General features: G+C 26.3%; 12 protein-coding genes. 4 read left to right on the forward strand and 8 right to left on the reverse strand.

Annotated elements, in window-relative coordinates:
- Positions 1–137: 137 nt before the first annotated feature.
- The gene (locus tag D3Z07_RS11130) at positions 138–1937 is read left to right on the forward strand and encodes a sensor histidine kinase (protein WP_076088740.1); all 1800 of its coding nucleotides are present in this window, start codon (positions 138–140) and stop codon (positions 1935–1937) included.
- A gap of 8 nt (positions 1938–1945) precedes the next feature.
- Here the strand turns inward: D3Z07_RS11130 and D3Z07_RS11135 are convergent, their stop codons facing one another.
- The 4 genes from D3Z07_RS11135 to D3Z07_RS11150 form a co-directional block, all read right to left on the reverse strand.
- A complete protein-coding gene (locus D3Z07_RS11135) occupies positions 1946–2809 on the reverse strand; it encodes a hypothetical protein (protein ID WP_076088738.1) in 864 nt (287 codons plus the stop codon).
- 97 nt (positions 2810–2906) lie between these two features.
- On the reverse strand, positions 2907–4619 hold the full coding sequence (locus D3Z07_RS11140; RefSeq protein ID WP_076088736.1) for a bifunctional protein-serine/threonine kinase/phosphatase: 1713 nt from the start codon (positions 4617–4619) through the stop codon (positions 2907–2909).
- Positions 4620–4635: 16 nt separating this feature from the next.
- On the reverse strand, positions 4636–5076 hold the full coding sequence (gene cynS / locus D3Z07_RS11145) for a cyanase (RefSeq protein WP_076088734.1): 441 nt from the start codon (positions 5074–5076) through the stop codon (positions 4636–4638).
- Positions 5077–5131: 55 nt separating this feature from the next.
- The gene (locus D3Z07_RS11150; protein ID WP_076088732.1) at positions 5132–5941 is read right to left on the reverse strand and encodes a formate/nitrite transporter family protein; all 810 of its coding nucleotides are present in this window, start codon (positions 5939–5941) and stop codon (positions 5132–5134) included.
- Between the two features lie 289 nt (positions 5942–6230).
- On the opposite strand from D3Z07_RS11150, the gene D3Z07_RS11155 reads away from it, so the two are divergent.
- Both D3Z07_RS11155 and D3Z07_RS11160 read left to right on the forward strand, forming a co-directional pair.
- The gene (locus D3Z07_RS11155) at positions 6231–7682 is read left to right on the forward strand and encodes an ATP-binding protein (RefSeq protein ID WP_076088730.1); all 1452 of its coding nucleotides are present in this window, start codon (positions 6231–6233) and stop codon (positions 7680–7682) included.
- The gene (locus D3Z07_RS11160) at positions 7654–8334 is read left to right on the forward strand and encodes a response regulator transcription factor (protein ID WP_164707226.1); all 681 of its coding nucleotides are present in this window, start codon (positions 7654–7656) and stop codon (positions 8332–8334) included. The genes D3Z07_RS11155 and D3Z07_RS11160 overlap by 29 nt, the downstream gene beginning before the upstream one ends.
- 38 nt (positions 8335–8372) lie before the next feature.
- On the opposite strand, the gene nirD is transcribed toward D3Z07_RS11160, so the two are convergent.
- From nirD to D3Z07_RS11180, 4 genes are all read right to left on the reverse strand, one after another.
- Entirely contained in the window at positions 8373–8681 is a 309-nt protein-coding gene (gene nirD, locus D3Z07_RS11165; protein ID WP_076088726.1) for a nitrite reductase small subunit NirD, read from the reverse strand.
- Positions 8681–11149 (reverse strand): nitrite reductase large subunit NirB, encoded by a 2469-nt coding sequence (nirB, locus tag D3Z07_RS11170; protein WP_122893911.1) that lies wholly within the window; start codon positions 11147–11149, stop codon positions 8681–8683. Before nirB ends, nirD begins: the two co-directional genes overlap by 1 nt.
- Before the next feature lie 170 nt (positions 11150–11319).
- Positions 11320–11988, reverse strand: a complete 669-nt coding sequence (locus tag D3Z07_RS11175; protein WP_122893912.1) for a response regulator transcription factor — start codon at positions 11986–11988, stop codon at positions 11320–11322.
- Between the two features lie 2 nt (positions 11989–11990).
- Positions 11991–13025 carry a hybrid sensor histidine kinase/response regulator gene (locus D3Z07_RS11180; protein WP_122893913.1) on the reverse strand — a complete coding sequence of 345 codons (1035 nt, stop codon included), beginning with the start codon at positions 13023–13025 and terminating at the stop codon, positions 11991–11993.
- A 75-nt stretch (positions 13026–13100) separates the two neighbouring features.
- Here D3Z07_RS11180 and D3Z07_RS11185 point away from each other — a divergent pair, with 75 nt between their 5' ends.
- The gene (locus D3Z07_RS11185; protein ID WP_122893914.1) at positions 13101–15347 is read left to right on the forward strand and encodes a response regulator; all 2247 of its coding nucleotides are present in this window, start codon (positions 13101–13103) and stop codon (positions 15345–15347) included.
- Positions 15348–15513 lie beyond the last annotated feature (166 nt).

Raw genomic sequence — 15513 nt, forward strand, 5'->3', positions numbered from 1 at the left:
GAAATTAACAATAATAATTTAGTATACAGTATATTTTTATGAACTATTTTTACAAACTGTTTATAAAATAACCATTTGATTATTATATATTATAAAAATTATTATTGCTTTTATTACTATTATGTAATAATTATATTATGAAAATAAATTTATATAAAATCATAACAATAATTGTTTTTATAATTGTTTCTATAATAGCTATTTTAATAACTAGCAATTATCTTTCAAAAAAAGAATATAAACTACAATCGAAGAAATATGCACTTATTTCAAAGAGTATACAAGATAAAATAAAATCAACAATAGAAAAAAAGAAGAATGCCACTTTAGCTTTAACTATTCCATTATCTTTAAATAAAGATGTGTTAAATATAATAAAATACCAAAAAGATGGAAAACAACTAAATAATTTATCTTACCTTTTAAGAAAGGAAACGGCATTTAAAAATGTATGGTTTCAAGTACTTGATGCAAAGGGAGTGAGTTTATATCGTACTTGGTCAAAAAAGAAAAATGATGAAGTATATAAAATTAGAAAAGATATTCTTTCAATGATAAATGAACCAAAAATCAAAAGCACTATTAGTGTAGGTAAGTATGATATAGCTTTTAAAGCAATGGTTCCTATTTTTGAGAATAATAAATTTATTGGAATCATTGAATCAATAACACATTTTAATTCAATTACAAGAGGTTTAAGAAATAGTGATGCTATTGAACCTGTTATTATAGTGGAAGAAAAATTTACTAAGCAATTAAGAGAAAATGCATTTACAAATATATTTATCCAAAATCATTATATAGCTAATCTCTCTGTTGATAAAAAAATAACAGAATACTTAAAAAATAAAGATATTGATAAATTTATAAATAAAGAGGACTACTTAGTTGAAGATACTTATTTAATAATTAATACACCAATATTTTATAATGGTGAAAAACTTGCAAGCTTCTTATCTTTTAAAGATATAAATAAAATTGATACAAAAGATATTAAAGAGTATAAGCAAAGTGTATTTTTGTATTTAGGACTATTTTTATTATTGTTAGGATTAGTACTTTTTATTATTAGCTACTATTTATATTCAAAAGAATTAAGAAGTCTTTATGACAAATTAAATGAAAACCAAGAAGAATTACGTAATTTAAACAACTCTTTAAAACAAACTGTTGATGAAGAAGTTAGAAAAAATTACAAAAAGAATAAAGTTTTATTCCAGCAAAGTAAGATGGCTGCAATGGGTGAGATGATAGGAAATATTGCTCATCAATGGAGACAACCTCTTTCTTTAATAACTACTGCAGTATCAGCTTTAAAACTAAGAAAAGAGTTAGGTATTTTAGAAGATAAAGATTATACAGAATCTTTTGATTTAATTATTAATTCAGCTAATCACTTATCAAACACTATTGATGATTTTAGATATTTCTTTACCCCAAATAAAGATAAAAGTAAAACTCTTACAAATGATTTATTAGAAAAGGTATTTAAACTTTTAAGTGCAGAGTTTAAAAGTAAAAATATTAAGATTATTGAAGAAATAGAAGAAATTGAAATAACTACTTATGAAAATGAATTAATTCAAGTATTAATAAATATTCTAAATAATGCAAAAGATGAATTAGTAAAAATTGAAGACCTTAATGCTAGATATATTTCTATTAATATATCAAAAATCAAAAATGAAATAATTTTCGAAGTAAGCGATAGTGCAGGAGGAATTTCTGAAAATATTATAGATAGAATATTTGAACCATATTTTACAACAAAACATCAAAGTCAAGGTACAGGAATTGGCTTATATATGAGTAAAGAAATTGTACAGAAGCATTTAAATGCAGATATACAAGTTTCTAACAAAGAGAGTATTTTTGATAATAAAACTTATAAGGGTGCCCAGTTCATCATCTCAATACCCTTAAGAGATGAAAACTAGGCTTGTTTTTATTTATGCTTTTTATTAGAGTAATGAATAAATGCAGTGAGTGATAATAAAATTATTGAAATACCTGCTATTAAATAAAAGGCATTTATCATCTTTTCATAATCATTAAGTGCTATTTTAAACACAACAATAAGTGCTTCAATAGATAAAGCAATAATAATAGTACTTAAAAACTTAGTTAATATTTTAGTTTCAACCTTAGAGTTTTTAGAGTAGGACTTAAAGAATACTTCTTGCTCTAATATTGTTTTTGCCAAGTCAAATATTGCAATACTTAAGGTCAGCGCAATTATAGGTTTAAATATCATTTCTAGATTTAGTGTTGTTTCAATAAATATATAATAAACAAATTCATATAATGAATATGCAATTGTCATTATTGATAAAGTAATCATTGAAAAACCTGCAAGAATATAAAAGGCTTTTGTTAATTTATGAAAAGGCTTATTTAGTTCAATTAAATTTAATTTTTCTAATAAAATATCAAGACGAAGGTCTAGAAATATAATTTGATCATCTTCTTTTACAGTAACCGTAATACAAGTATTTCTTGTAGCTGAACTAATATATGGTTTTGAAAAAGCAATATTATCTTCTTTAAATTCAAGCTTTGATATCACATAAGATCTATTTTTGCCTTTTGCTTCTAAATCAATTCTATTTCGATAATAATTTCCTTCAAGCTGAATCTTTGTTGTTTTATTTGTAAAATATATTAATTCTAGTGATGGAAATAAATTAAATAACTTTAAAAAATTGTTTTTTTTAAGAGGCATTAAATCACCAAGATTTTTAACACTTTCTTGTACAAAGAATTCTATTTCATCTTTGTGTTGATTATAGGTTTCTATAAATTCTTTCATTCTTTTTCCATATGATTTTTTATTATTATACAGTTATTATGGATATAAATCATACTTTATTTGAATATATAATATACAGTTTATTCTTTTGTGTATATTATTTAAGTAGTAAAAAAACTACAATACATAAAAGAATTATTGTAGAACTTTGCCAAAATAAAAGTGGATTTCTTTCAATTAAAGCACTAGGTTTTTTGCTTAGAAACTTTTTATTTGGATTTTCTAAATCATAAATAAATTCTAAAACCTCATCGTATCTTTTTTCTGGGTTTACTTGTAATGCTTTTTTTAAAGCTTCATCTACCCAAATAGGAACTTTAGGATATAAACTTTCATATTTTAATCTATTTTGAGCAGCCTTACTAACACATCTTGCTACACTTGTTCCATAAGGAAATTTTCCACTAAGCATTTCATATGTAATTACTCCAAGAGAAAAAATATCAGATTTTGAAGTACCTTGTTTTCCAATAAAATATTCAGGAGCAGAATATAAAGCAGTACCGAGTAGATTCTCTTGTTCAAGAGTAGTGTTATTTTCTAATATACCTTTAACTTTTGTAGCTCCAAAGTCTATTATTTTAACTGTTCCTTGATAATCAATCATAATATTTTCAGTTCTTAAATCTTGATGCACCATTTCTTGTTTATGAAAAGCGTATAAACCTTTTGCTATTTGCTTGATAATATCTCTTTTTACTTCAAACTTTTCATTTGGATTATCAATTAGCCATTGTGTTAAAGTCTCACCTTTAATATATTCACTAACATTGTATAAATAGTTTCTTTTTCTATTCTGCAAATAGGATTTTGATACGTTTTCATGATTTATTCGTTTTGAAATCCATTCTTCCATTAAGAATCGTTCTAAGTATGCTTTATCATCTTTTAAATCAATTGAGGGAGCTTTTATCACAACCTTTTCATCACTTAGCTTATCTAATGCTAGATAAACATGGCTTCTGCTTGTATGACTTAACTCTCTTAATATCTCATAATCATCAAAAATCATTCTAGCTTCAAGTACATTAGGAATTGGTCTACTTGTTAATTGCTTATGAATTTCATCAATATTTTTATTTGGTACGTTTTCTATTTTTGCTATTTGAATTGTTAAATTATCATCACTGCCATTTTCATAAGCTTTATCAATTAAATACTTTGCTGTTATATTGTAATCATCAATTTGTTTTTGCAAGGTTTCTATAATAAAATCTTCTTTTAAAAACTCATAAACTCCATCTGTCATAAGTAAAAAGATATCATCTTTTTGTATTTCACAATTTTCATAATCAGGTGTTAAAATAGAATCAATTCCCATAGCTCTTGAGAGATAGCTTTTATCATCACTAACCCAAACTCTATGATCTTTTGTTAATACTTCAAGTTTGGAATCTCTTAATCTGTAAACTCTAGCATCCCCAATATGAAGTATATGTGCAGTATTTGATTTTAAAATTAATGAAGTAAAAGTACAAACATAGCCTCTATCTTTATCAAGGTGATATTTGTTTTTCCAGTTTTTTGAGTGAAGCCATGAGTTAGTTGCTTTTAAAACACTAGAAGCAGATTTTTTAACACTCCATGATTCACTAGTACAATAATAATCTTCTAAGAAAGAAGTAACAGATACTTTACTAGCTTCGCCACTTACTTCACTACTACTAATACCATCAGCAATTGCAATTGCAATACCTTTATTTGTTAGTTGTGGCTGTGTAGGGATTCTAGTATCGTGGAAATCTTGATTGATTTCTTTACGTCCTTTATTAGAATATTGTCCTAATTGTATTTCTAGTTTATTTGGCATTTTTAATTGTATCTAATTACCAAGATTTATATGGTAAGAATTTACCATTCATTGTAATTACAACCCTATCTCCTTTTGGATTTTCTTCTTTGTCTATGTCCATTGAAAAATCAATAGCACTCATAATTCCATCACCAAATTTTTCACCAATAAGTTCTTTAATTGTATCGCCATAAACGCCTACAATTTCATAAAATCTATAAACAACAGGATCTGTAGGAATTGTTTTTTCCCAATTTTTATGTGGAAACTCTTGTAAAGTTATCGCAACTTCTTTTCCTAATTTTAAAACTTTACAAACTTTTTTTGCTTGGTCTTTTAGTAAACTATTCATTCCTAAACAAGCAGATGTTAAAAACACTGGTGAAATATCTACTTTTGAAGCTATATCTTCCCATGATAAACCTAACTCTTTTTTAGCAATGATAATTTCTTCTGTCATTTCTATTTTAGTCATCTTTGATTCCTTTTAATTAAAAAAACTATAGGAATTATTCCTATAGTCTTATTTTTTATATATCTCTTTTTGCAGCTGTTCTAACATGTGTGTAATATAATGGTAAACCAACAAACAATAAACCACCAAATAAGTTACCTAAAGCAACTGGTAATTCATTCCATAATAAGTAATCAGCAATAGTAAATTCACCACCCATAATTAATGAGAATGGGAATAAAAACATATTTACAATCGAGTGTTCAAAACCCATAAAGAAGAACAGCATAATTGGCATCCACATTGCTAAAAACTTCCCTGAAACTGATGTAGAAACCATTGCTCCAACAACACCCATAGATACCATCCAGTTACATAACATTGCTCTAATAAATACAGTTAACCATCCATCTCCTCCATGTGCAGCATAACCTAATGTTCTAGCTTCTCCAATAGCAGCAACTTTTGCAGCAATTGCTCCACCATCAGTATTAAATCCATAAGTAAAGATAAATGCCATCATAACAGCAACAGAAAAAGCACCACCAAAGTTACCAAGTGCAACTAATCCCCAGTTTCTTAAAACTTGACTTGTTGTAACGCCAGGTCTTTTATCAAGCCATGCTAATGGTACTAACATAAATACACCAGTTAATAAGTCAAACTTCATTAAGTACAACATAATAAAACCAATAGGGAATAAAGCAGCTCCTAAAATTGGAGATCCTGATTTCATTGCAACTGTAATTGCAAATACTGCAGCTAATGCTAAAACTGCACCAGCCATATATGCTCTAATTAATGTATCTTTTGTAGACATGTAAACTTTTGATTCACCTGAATCAACCATCTTGGTAACAAATTCTGAGGGTTCTAAATAAGCCATGTTTTTCCTTTTTTGTAGTTTAGATTTTGATAGAAAACATCTGTTTCAATCACATGAGAATATTAAAACAAAGAAAGTGAGGAAAAAAATGTGAAAATAAGATTTGTCTGTATAATAAATAGACAATCAAATAAATAGAATGTAATTAATATAATTTATAATATAAATAAAAAGAGTACTCATCAAGAAATCTATTATTTTTATCTTTGTTTTTTTATTCTTTCTTCTTAGTTTATTTTTCATAATTGGAAATACAATAAAAGATTCTTACAAGATACAAGAAGATTTATTGCAAAACTCATTAAAAAATAAAGCTGTTGCTATTTTTGATTTAATAGTTGATATGAGACACTGGAATGCTAAATATGATGGTGTATATATCAAAAGTGAAGAGTTAAGTCCTAATCCATACTTAAATCCCAATTCAATTAAATCAGAAAATGGTGAGACATTAGTCTGGGTTAATCCCGCTTTTATGACAAGACAAATATCACAAATAGCAAGTAAAAGAGATGGATTTACCTTAAAAATCACTAGTAATAAATTAATAAACAAAAATAATGCGCCAAATGAAGATGAGAAAAAGATTTTAAACTATTTTGATGAAAATATTGAAGTTCCATATTATTGGAAAATTGAGAATAATCAGTTTAAATTTATGGGAGCATTAAAAACTGAACAAAGCTGTCTTAAGTGTCACTCTCATCAAGGATATAAAGTAGGGGATATCAGAGGTGGTATTAGTGTTACTTTTGATGTTAAAGAAGAGTATGAACAACTTCAAATAATAAACAAAGAAAAAGAACAAACTATTACATATTTAGTTTTTGTAGCAATTGGGGTATTACTTAGTTTTATTGTTTATCTAAATATAAAAAGAAAAGATGAAGAAAAAATTTCTAGATTAAATGAATCCTTAGAATTAAAAGTAAAAGAGCTTGATACTTTTAATAAAACACTTCATAAAAAAGTAAATGAAGAAGTTGTAAAACAAAGGGAAAAAGAAAATCTTTTAATACAACAATCAAAACTAGCTGCTTTAGGTGAGATGATTGGAAATATAGCTCATCAATGGAGACAGCCAATTAGTGCAGTAAGTGCTATTATGATGAATATAAAATGGACAGCAATTTCTCAAGGAGTAGATAAGAACTTTTTAGATGATAGAATGAAAGAAGCTAATGAGCAGTTAAAATATATGTCACAAACTATTGATGATTTTAGAACATTTTTTAAACCTGGAAAAGAAAAAGAGTGTTTTGATTTAAAAATGGAAGTAAAAAAAGCATATAAAATTTTAAAAGCATCTTTAGAAAATGATAATATTAATCTTCAAATTTATAATACAAAAGAGATAAAAGCTTTTGGATATGCAAGCGAATTTTCCCAAGTTGTTTTAAATATAATATCTAATGCTAAATATGTATTACTAGAAAGAAAAATACAAAATCCTAAAATAGAAATATACCTATCAAGCAATGAGTCAAATATCTTTTGTGAAATAAAAGATAATGCAGGTGGAATTGAACCTGAACATATAAATAGAATTTTCGAGCCATATTTTACAACAAAAGAACATAATGGTACGGGTATTGGTTTGTATATATCAAAAGAGATAATTCAAAAACATATGCAAGGAACTTTAAACGTAAAAAATACAGACCTAGGTGCTAATTTTATTATATCTATGCCAAATATTAAAGGAAATGATAATGCAGATTGTTCAAAGACTAAAAACTAAAACAATACTATTAGTTGAAGATGAAAATATTATAAGAGAAAATATATCTTCAATGCTAAAGTTCTTTTTTAAAGAAGTATATACAGCAATAGACGGATTTGATGGTCTTGATAAATATGAAGCAAATCTTCCTGATATTGTAATGACAGATTTAAAAATGCCAAATATGGGTGGATTTGATTTACTTGAAGAGATAAAAAAACTTTCATCAAACTCTTATACAATAATTGTATCAGCACATACAGATACAGACCTTCTTATAAAAGCCATACACGAAGGTGTTGATAGATATATAATTAAACCTGTAACAGAAGATGAATTATTCAAAGCATTTGAAGCATTTCTGATAAAAATGGATAATGAACTACCTTCAATAATTGAAGTAAATAAGAATACAAAAATTGACTTTGATAAATGTGAGTTAATGCTAAATGATGAGGTGATTCATCTAAATAAAAAAGAGATAAGACTTTTAAAATTATTATGTAAAGATTTTAATAAAATAGTAAATTATGAAGAAATAGAGTATCAAGTTTGGGGAAATAAATCAATGAGTTTATCAGCTATTAGAAGTGTAGTAAGAGACTTACGAAAAAAACTTGGAAGTGAATATATTGTTAATGTTTCAGGTTTAGGATATAAGATGAGATAAAACTCATCTTATAAAAAAGGTGTTAAAAAGGATATATTTTAAAGATTTATATAAAAAATATTATCTTCAATTTTACTTTCATAAACATTAGTACATCCACTATCATTTCCTAAAGCTTCACCAGATTTAAGGTCAATATCCCAATTATGCATAGGACAAGTTACTACATGCTCATGAACTAAACCTTCGCTTAGTTTTCCTTGTTTATGAGGACATTCATTGTTTATTGCAAAAATTGAACCATCTCTTGTTTTAAAAACTGCGATTTCGATTTCACCGTATTGAATTACTCTTGAACCCATTGATGGGATATTTTCAGTTTCTGTTATTTTAATCCATTTTGCCATTATACTGTTTCCTTTGCTTCAAAACTTTCTGAATTTTCTGGTGCTATTACTATTGGACTAAACTCATCTGTAAAGCCGTCTTTTCTTGATTTTTCCCATGGGTCAATTTGAGCTGTTCTTTGCGATTCATCAAATCTAGCTGCATAAAAATCTACTTGTGATTTATCTTTTAAAAGTGCATCTTTAACGTATTGTAAACCAACTCTTTCAACCCAATGAGCAGTTCTTTCTAGGTAGTATGCATCTTCTCTATAAAATTGCATAATCGCTTTTATGTAATGATACAACTCTTCATTTGTAGCAACTTTTGTAAAAAAGTCAGTAACTCTTACTTTAATACCACCATTTCCTGCAATACTAATTTCCCATCCTGAATCAACAGCAATTACACCAATATCTTTAATAGTTGCTTCTGCACAATTTCTTGGACATCCTGATACTGCAATTTTGAATTTATGTGGTGTCCATGAACCCCAAGTCATTTTTTCAATATCAATACCCGTTTGCATTGCATCTTGTGTTCCAAATCTACACCATTGATTTCCAACACAAGTTTTAACAGTTCTAAGTCCTTTTGCATAAGCTTGACCTGATACAAAACCACAATCATTTAAATCTTTCCACATAGGCTCTAGTTGTTCTTTTTTAACACCTAACATATCAAGTCTTTGACCACCTGTGAATTTTACAGTTGGAACATCATATTTAACAGCAATATCTGCCATATCTTTTAACTCTTTAGGACTTGTTAATCCACCCCAAATTCTAGGAACCACTGAATAAGTACCATCTTTTTGGATGTTTGCAAAAACTCTATCGTTTATAAGAGCAGATCTTTTATCATTTTTATATTTGTCATCATTATATTTTACAAGTAAGTAGTAGTTTACAGCAGGACGACATTTGACACATCCATCTTCTGTTTTCCAATCAAGTTTTCTAAATACATCATAAACATTATCAAACTCATTTGTATCAACACAAGCTTTTATATCTTTATGTCCAACATCACAACAGTCACAAATACCTTCAATTGTATCGTTGTATTCATCACCTAAAGTATCTACTAAAATTTGTTCAACAATACCTAAACAAGAACCACAAGAAGCTCCAGCTTTTGTACATGTTTTCACTTCACCTAAAGTTTTTAAGTCATTTTCTTTAATTCCAGAAACAACTTGACCTTTAGTAATTCCATTACATCCACAAATTTCTTCATCATCACTCATTGATTTTATATCATTTCCACCATGACCTGCATCACCTGATAGTGCTGATTTTCCAAAAAGAATTTTTGTTCTTAAATCAGAGATATCTGTATGTTCTTTTAGAAGTTTTAAATACCATGAAGCATCAGCTGTATCTCCATATAAAACAATACCAATAATTTTATTATCATAAATTACAAGTTTTTTATAAATACCAACTTTTTCATCTAGTAATATTAATTCTTCAGTTGTTTCATCACCTAAATAATCACCAGCAGAGAATAAATCAACACCTGAGATTTTAAGTCTAGTAGAAAGTGTAGAACCAGAATAACCATCGCTATCTTTTCCAGCTAATTTTTTAGCACAGAATTTTGCTTGCTCATAAAGAGGTGCTACTAATCCGTATGTATTTCCATCATGTTCTGCACATTCACCAATTGCAAAGATATCTTCATCAGATGTTTGAAGGTGATCATTTACAAGAATACCTTTTTTTGTTTCAAGACCAGTTTCAATAGCAAGTGCTTTATTAGGAATAATTCCTGTTGCAAATACTACTATATTTGATTCAACAGTCTCTCCATCAGTAAAAGTTACACTTTCAACTTTTGTTTGACCCTCAATTTTTTCAATTGTAGTATTTAATTTAAATTCAATTCCATAAGTTTCAAGGTTTTTTTGTAAAAGTCTACCACCTGTAGAGTCAAGTTGCTGAGATAATACTGAACCACTTCTATGAACTAAAATTGTCTTAATTCCGTGCATTGCAATACCGTAAGCAGCTTCAAGTCCAAGAAGTCCACCACCAACTACAACTGCTGTTTTATCTTTTGAAATTAAATCTAAAATAGTATCACTATCAAGTTTTGTTCTAAATCCTATAACATTTTCAAGTTCACTTCCAGGTGTTGTAGGAATAAAAGAGTTTGAACCAGTTGCAATTAGTAATTTATCGTAACTTAATTCTTTTCCATTTTGGCTATATACTTTTTTGTTTTCTTTATCAATCTTTACTACTTTATCACCTTTGTGTAAAGTGATATTATGTTCATCGTACCAAGTTTGATGATTTATAATTGTATCTTCGAAAGTTTTTTCGCCTGATAAAAGGTAAGATAGCATGATTCTATTATAGTTAACATGAGGTTCTTCCCCAAAAATTGTAATATCATATTTATCTTTTTGAATATCAAACAAATCTTCTATGGTTCGTAAACCACTCATTCCATTACCAATTACTATTAATTTCTCTTTCATAAATCTTCCTTTTTATGCTTATGGAATAATTATGACAAAATTATTTAGATTAAGATTATAAAAAGTGTATATAAAATATTCAATTACTTAATTTTAAATTAAATTAAGTGATATTTGGAGTAAAAAAGTATACACAAAGATAATTAAAGCTTAATTTTACATTAAATTAATTAATATTCTTCATGATTAATTAATTTATAGCCTTCGCCTCTAAAATTAATAATCATTCCACTTTTTAGTTTTTTCTTTATTTTATGAATTAAACTTCTCATGCTTACTGCTTCCATCTCTTTTGAATCCCAAACATACTCATGAATCATTTCAATTGAAGTAATACTATTTAGATTTTGAACAAGTAGTGACATTAGAAGTTTTTCTTTTACGCTTAAATCAATACTTTGTTCTTTATAATATAAAGTTTGTTCTAATAAATCAAAACTATAAGAGTTTCCAAGCGTTGTTAAAAACTTATCAGTTTTATTTTGTTTTTGTACATGATATTGTATTCGTAAAAAAAGTTCTTCAAAGTCAAAGGGTTTTTTAATATAATCATTACAACCAAGAGCGTAAGATTTTTTGATATTTTCCATATCAATTTGAGCACTCATAATAATTACAGGCGTTTCTTTATTTTCTTCTCTAATGATTTCTAAGATTTTATGTCCATCGAAACCAATAACATTTAAATCTAAGATAAAAAAATCATAAGAGTTATTCATTACCATTTCAACAGCTTTATATCCATCAAAACAATTATCTACAAAAAAACCTCTATTTTTTAAAGAGTTTGAGATAATCTTATTTAAAGCAAAATCATCTTCTAATAAAAAAACTTTCATATTTATCCTAGTGAAATTTTTGTAAAGTCATAAGAAAATTCAGTGTTCTTCTCATTTACATTTAATTCTATGTTTATATCATACTTTTCACATATTTCTTTTATGATATTTAATCCAAGGCCTAAACCTTTTTCATTATCATCTTGATGAAAAGCCTTAAAAATATTATCCGTTGATTTAATTTCATGTCCATAATTTTGAACTTTTATTTTGTTTTTTTCAATATATATATCAACACAAGTATCTTCAAAAGAGTGTTTAATAGCATTTGATATTGTATTATCAATAACTCTTTCAAGTTCGTATTTATTCATTTTTATACTAAAATCATCATCAATATGCAAGTCTAAAAAGATATCTTTTACAGATGCTAATTCATGAAAAAAAGAGATTCTCTTTGATAAATATCGCATCATATTTATCTCTTCCACATCTAAAACTCTTTTTTCTTTTTTACTTAGATAATAAATATCTTCATAAATTGAAGATAAAGATTTAGAAGATGCAAGTATTGCTTCAAACTCATCTTTTTTACCTATACTTGATTCTAGACTATTTATGTTTAATGTTATAACTCCTAAAGGTGTGTTCATTTCATGAACAATTTTTTTTAAGAAAAAGTCTTGTTGTTCATATAAATCACTAATAGTTTTTTTACTTTGTGAGAGTTCTAGCTGCATTTTTATTCTTGCTTTTATTTCTTTTTCTTCAAAAGGTTTTGTAATATAATCAACTCCACCTTTTTCAAAGGCTTCAACCTTACTGTTTACATCATCAAGTGCACTTATAAAAATAATAGGAATATCTTTTAAATTTTCTTTTTCTTTAATGATTTTACACACTTCAAAACCATTTAACTCTGGCATTTTAATATCTAAAAGTATTAAATCAACAGGGTTTTTTATTACTGAATCAATAGCAAAATGAGCATCTATCGTAGCTTTTATTTCGTAGTTTTCTTCTTTTAAAATTGTATTTAAATATTTTAAATTTTCAACTTTGTCATCAACTATTAGTATTGTATATTTTTTAACCATGTTTAAATCACTTATGAGTTTTTCTATTAGTAAAATTATAGATGAACTTAAATTAGATATATATGAGGAAAACTATTGAATTTAAAGAAACTTTTTATGTTACTGTTTATTTTAAATACAGTTTCTTTTATTTTTGTTGCAATTGTAATTAACAAATATCAAAAAGCAACAATACAACTTGAAGATGCTTACCAAATGCAATACAAATCACTACTATTAGCACAAGAACTTAGACAAAGTAGTGATGATTTAACAAGAATGGCAAGAACTTATGTTGTAACTGGAAATGAAATGTTTAAAGAACAGTTTCAAACAGTTTTAGACATAAGAAATGGGAAAATACCAAGACCAAAAAGATATAGAGGAATTTTTTGGGATTTTTATACACTTGATAATAAAAAACCTTTACTAGATGGAGAAAAAGTATCTTTACGAGAGTTAATGATTAGAGCAAATTTCTCCGAAGATGAGCTAAATTTACTTATTAATTCACAAGATGAATCAGATTATCTAACAAATTTAGAACATAAAGCAATGCAAGCTGTAAAAAGAGGTGATTTTAAATTTGCAAGAAATTTAATGCACTCTGATGAATATCATCAAGCAAAAATAAGAATAATGAAGCCATTAGATAAGTTTTATAAAGCTTTTGAATCAAGAACAAAAAAACAAGTTGATAATTCACAACTTGAAGTAAAAGAGCTAGAGTTTTATGTAAATGTAATTGTTCTTTTTTCTATTATAATTTTTCTAATGTCATTTTTTACAATCTTAATTAGAATTGTTTATCCAATAGATTTACTAAGAGTTGCTATGTTAAAACTTTCTTCAAATAAAATGGACGTGCAATTAGATAAAAATAAATATCAAGATGAAGTAGGAGATATGATTGGCTCTGTTGCAATTTTTAAAGAAAATACTCAAAAACTTATTTCAAGTGAGGAGCAATTAAAACTTGCAATTGATGATGCAAGAAATGCAAATAAAGCAAAATCAATATTTTTAGCAAGAATGAGTCATGAATTAAGAACACCACTAAATGCAATTTTGGGTTTTTCAAACTTACTTTCAAAGTCAAATAATATTAATACAAATGAGAAAGAAAATCTTCATACGATTAAAAAAAGTGCAAACTATTTACTAAATATAATAAATGAGATTTTAGAATTATCAAAAATAGAAGCAGGAAAAATAGAAGTACTTCCAAAAACATTTAATCTTCATGAAACAATAAAAGAAATCGAAGCTTTATTTTTATTTAGGTCAAAAGCTAAGGGTTTAAATTTTAATATTACTTATGCTTCAAATTTACCAAAATTTGTAACTTTAGATGAACAAAGATTAAGACAAGTACTGATTAATCTTTTAAGTAATTCTTTAAAGTTTACAACAAAAGGTGAGATAAATTTATATATTTATGAAAGCATGAATAAATTGTTTTTTGAAGTAAGTGATACTGGTATTGGGATTTCAAAAGAGGATTTAGAAAAGATTTTCAAACCTTTTGAACAGATCAAAGAAGAAAATTACAATAAAAATGGAACAGGATTAGGCTTGTCTATTACAAAAGAGTTAATAAGTTTAATGGGTGGGAGTATTTCTGCAAAAAGCCAAAGAGGAGAGGGTAGTAAATTTTATTTTTCTGTTAACTATAAAAAAGCTTCAAAAGATTTAGTAGAAGATATTAAAAATAAAGACTTAATTGTAGGAATGAAAAATCAAGAGTTTACAAAAACAGCCCTTGTAGTTGATGATATAGAAGAGAATAGAAAATTACTTATAGAGCTTTTATCTTTTTATGGAATTAAAACTTATGAAGCAAAAGATGGTTTAGAGGTTTTAGATATTTATAAAAAAGAGAAAATTGATATCATTTTTATGGATATATTAATGCCAAAATTAAATGGTATTAAAACAATAAAAGAAATTAGAAAAACAGATAAAAAAATACCAATAGTTGTAGTTTCTGCAAATGTATTTAGTGAAGATAAGAAAAATGCTTTAAATACAGGTGCAAATGATTTTATAGCAAAACCAATTGAAGAGAGTGAACTTTTATTAATGTTAGAAAAATACATTGGTGCAGATTTAAAATATGAAGAAAATAATGAAGAAGCAAAACAACTTGATTATAAAAGTATTTCAAAAGAAAATTTAGAAAAACTAATTGAAGCTTGTAATAATATGGATAACAAAGTAATTTCAGAATTGTTAAATAAAGAACAATTATCAAAAGAATTAACAGAAGATATAAAAACAAGAATTGATGAATTTAAATATCATGAGATTATTGAACTTTGCAAAGATTCTAAAAATATATAACATAGCTCAATTTATTTAACTTGTTCAAAAAGTAGAGTTTGAGAGACTTATTACTTTAACTTAGATATTTTTAATTTCTAAGTAGGAATTTATCTTATCTCGTCAGATTGATATAAAAGAGTTTATGAAATATGTGAATATTTATATTATTCTAATTTAAGATATT

Source organism: Arcobacter peruensis (assembly GCF_003711085.1).
Taxonomy (GTDB): Bacteria; Campylobacterota; Campylobacteria; order Campylobacterales; family Arcobacteraceae; genus Poseidonibacter; species Poseidonibacter parvus.

Coding starts and splice junctions, on each gene's coding strand:
- D3Z07_RS11130 (WP_076088740.1), top strand. CDS start 138: ATGAAAATAAATTTATATAAAATCATAACAATAATTGTTTTTATAATT.
- nirB (WP_122893911.1), bottom strand. CDS start 11,149: ATGAAAGAGAAATTAATAGTAATTGGTAATGGAATGAGTGGTTTACGA.
- cynS (WP_076088734.1), bottom strand. CDS start 5,076: ATGACTAAAATAGAAATGACAGAAGAAATTATCATTGCTAAAAAAGAG.
- D3Z07_RS11175 (WP_122893912.1), bottom strand. CDS start 11,988: ATGAAAGTTTTTTTATTAGAAGATGATTTTGCTTTAAATAAGATTATC.
- D3Z07_RS11140 (WP_076088736.1), bottom strand. CDS start 4,619: ATGCCAAATAAACTAGAAATACAATTAGGACAATATTCTAATAAAGGA.
- D3Z07_RS11135 (WP_076088738.1), bottom strand. CDS start 2,809: ATGAAAGAATTTATAGAAACCTATAATCAACACAAAGATGAAATAGAA.
- D3Z07_RS11180 (WP_122893913.1), bottom strand. CDS start 13,025: ATGGTTAAAAAATATACAATACTAATAGTTGATGACAAAGTTGAAAAT.
- D3Z07_RS11160 (WP_164707226.1), top strand. CDS start 7,654: ATGCAGATTGTTCAAAGACTAAAAACTAAAACAATACTATTAGTTGAA.
- D3Z07_RS11150 (WP_076088732.1), bottom strand. CDS start 5,941: ATGGCTTATTTAGAACCCTCAGAATTTGTTACCAAGATGGTTGATTCA.
- nirD (WP_076088726.1), bottom strand. CDS start 8,681: ATGGCAAAATGGATTAAAATAACAGAAACTGAAAATATCCCATCAATG.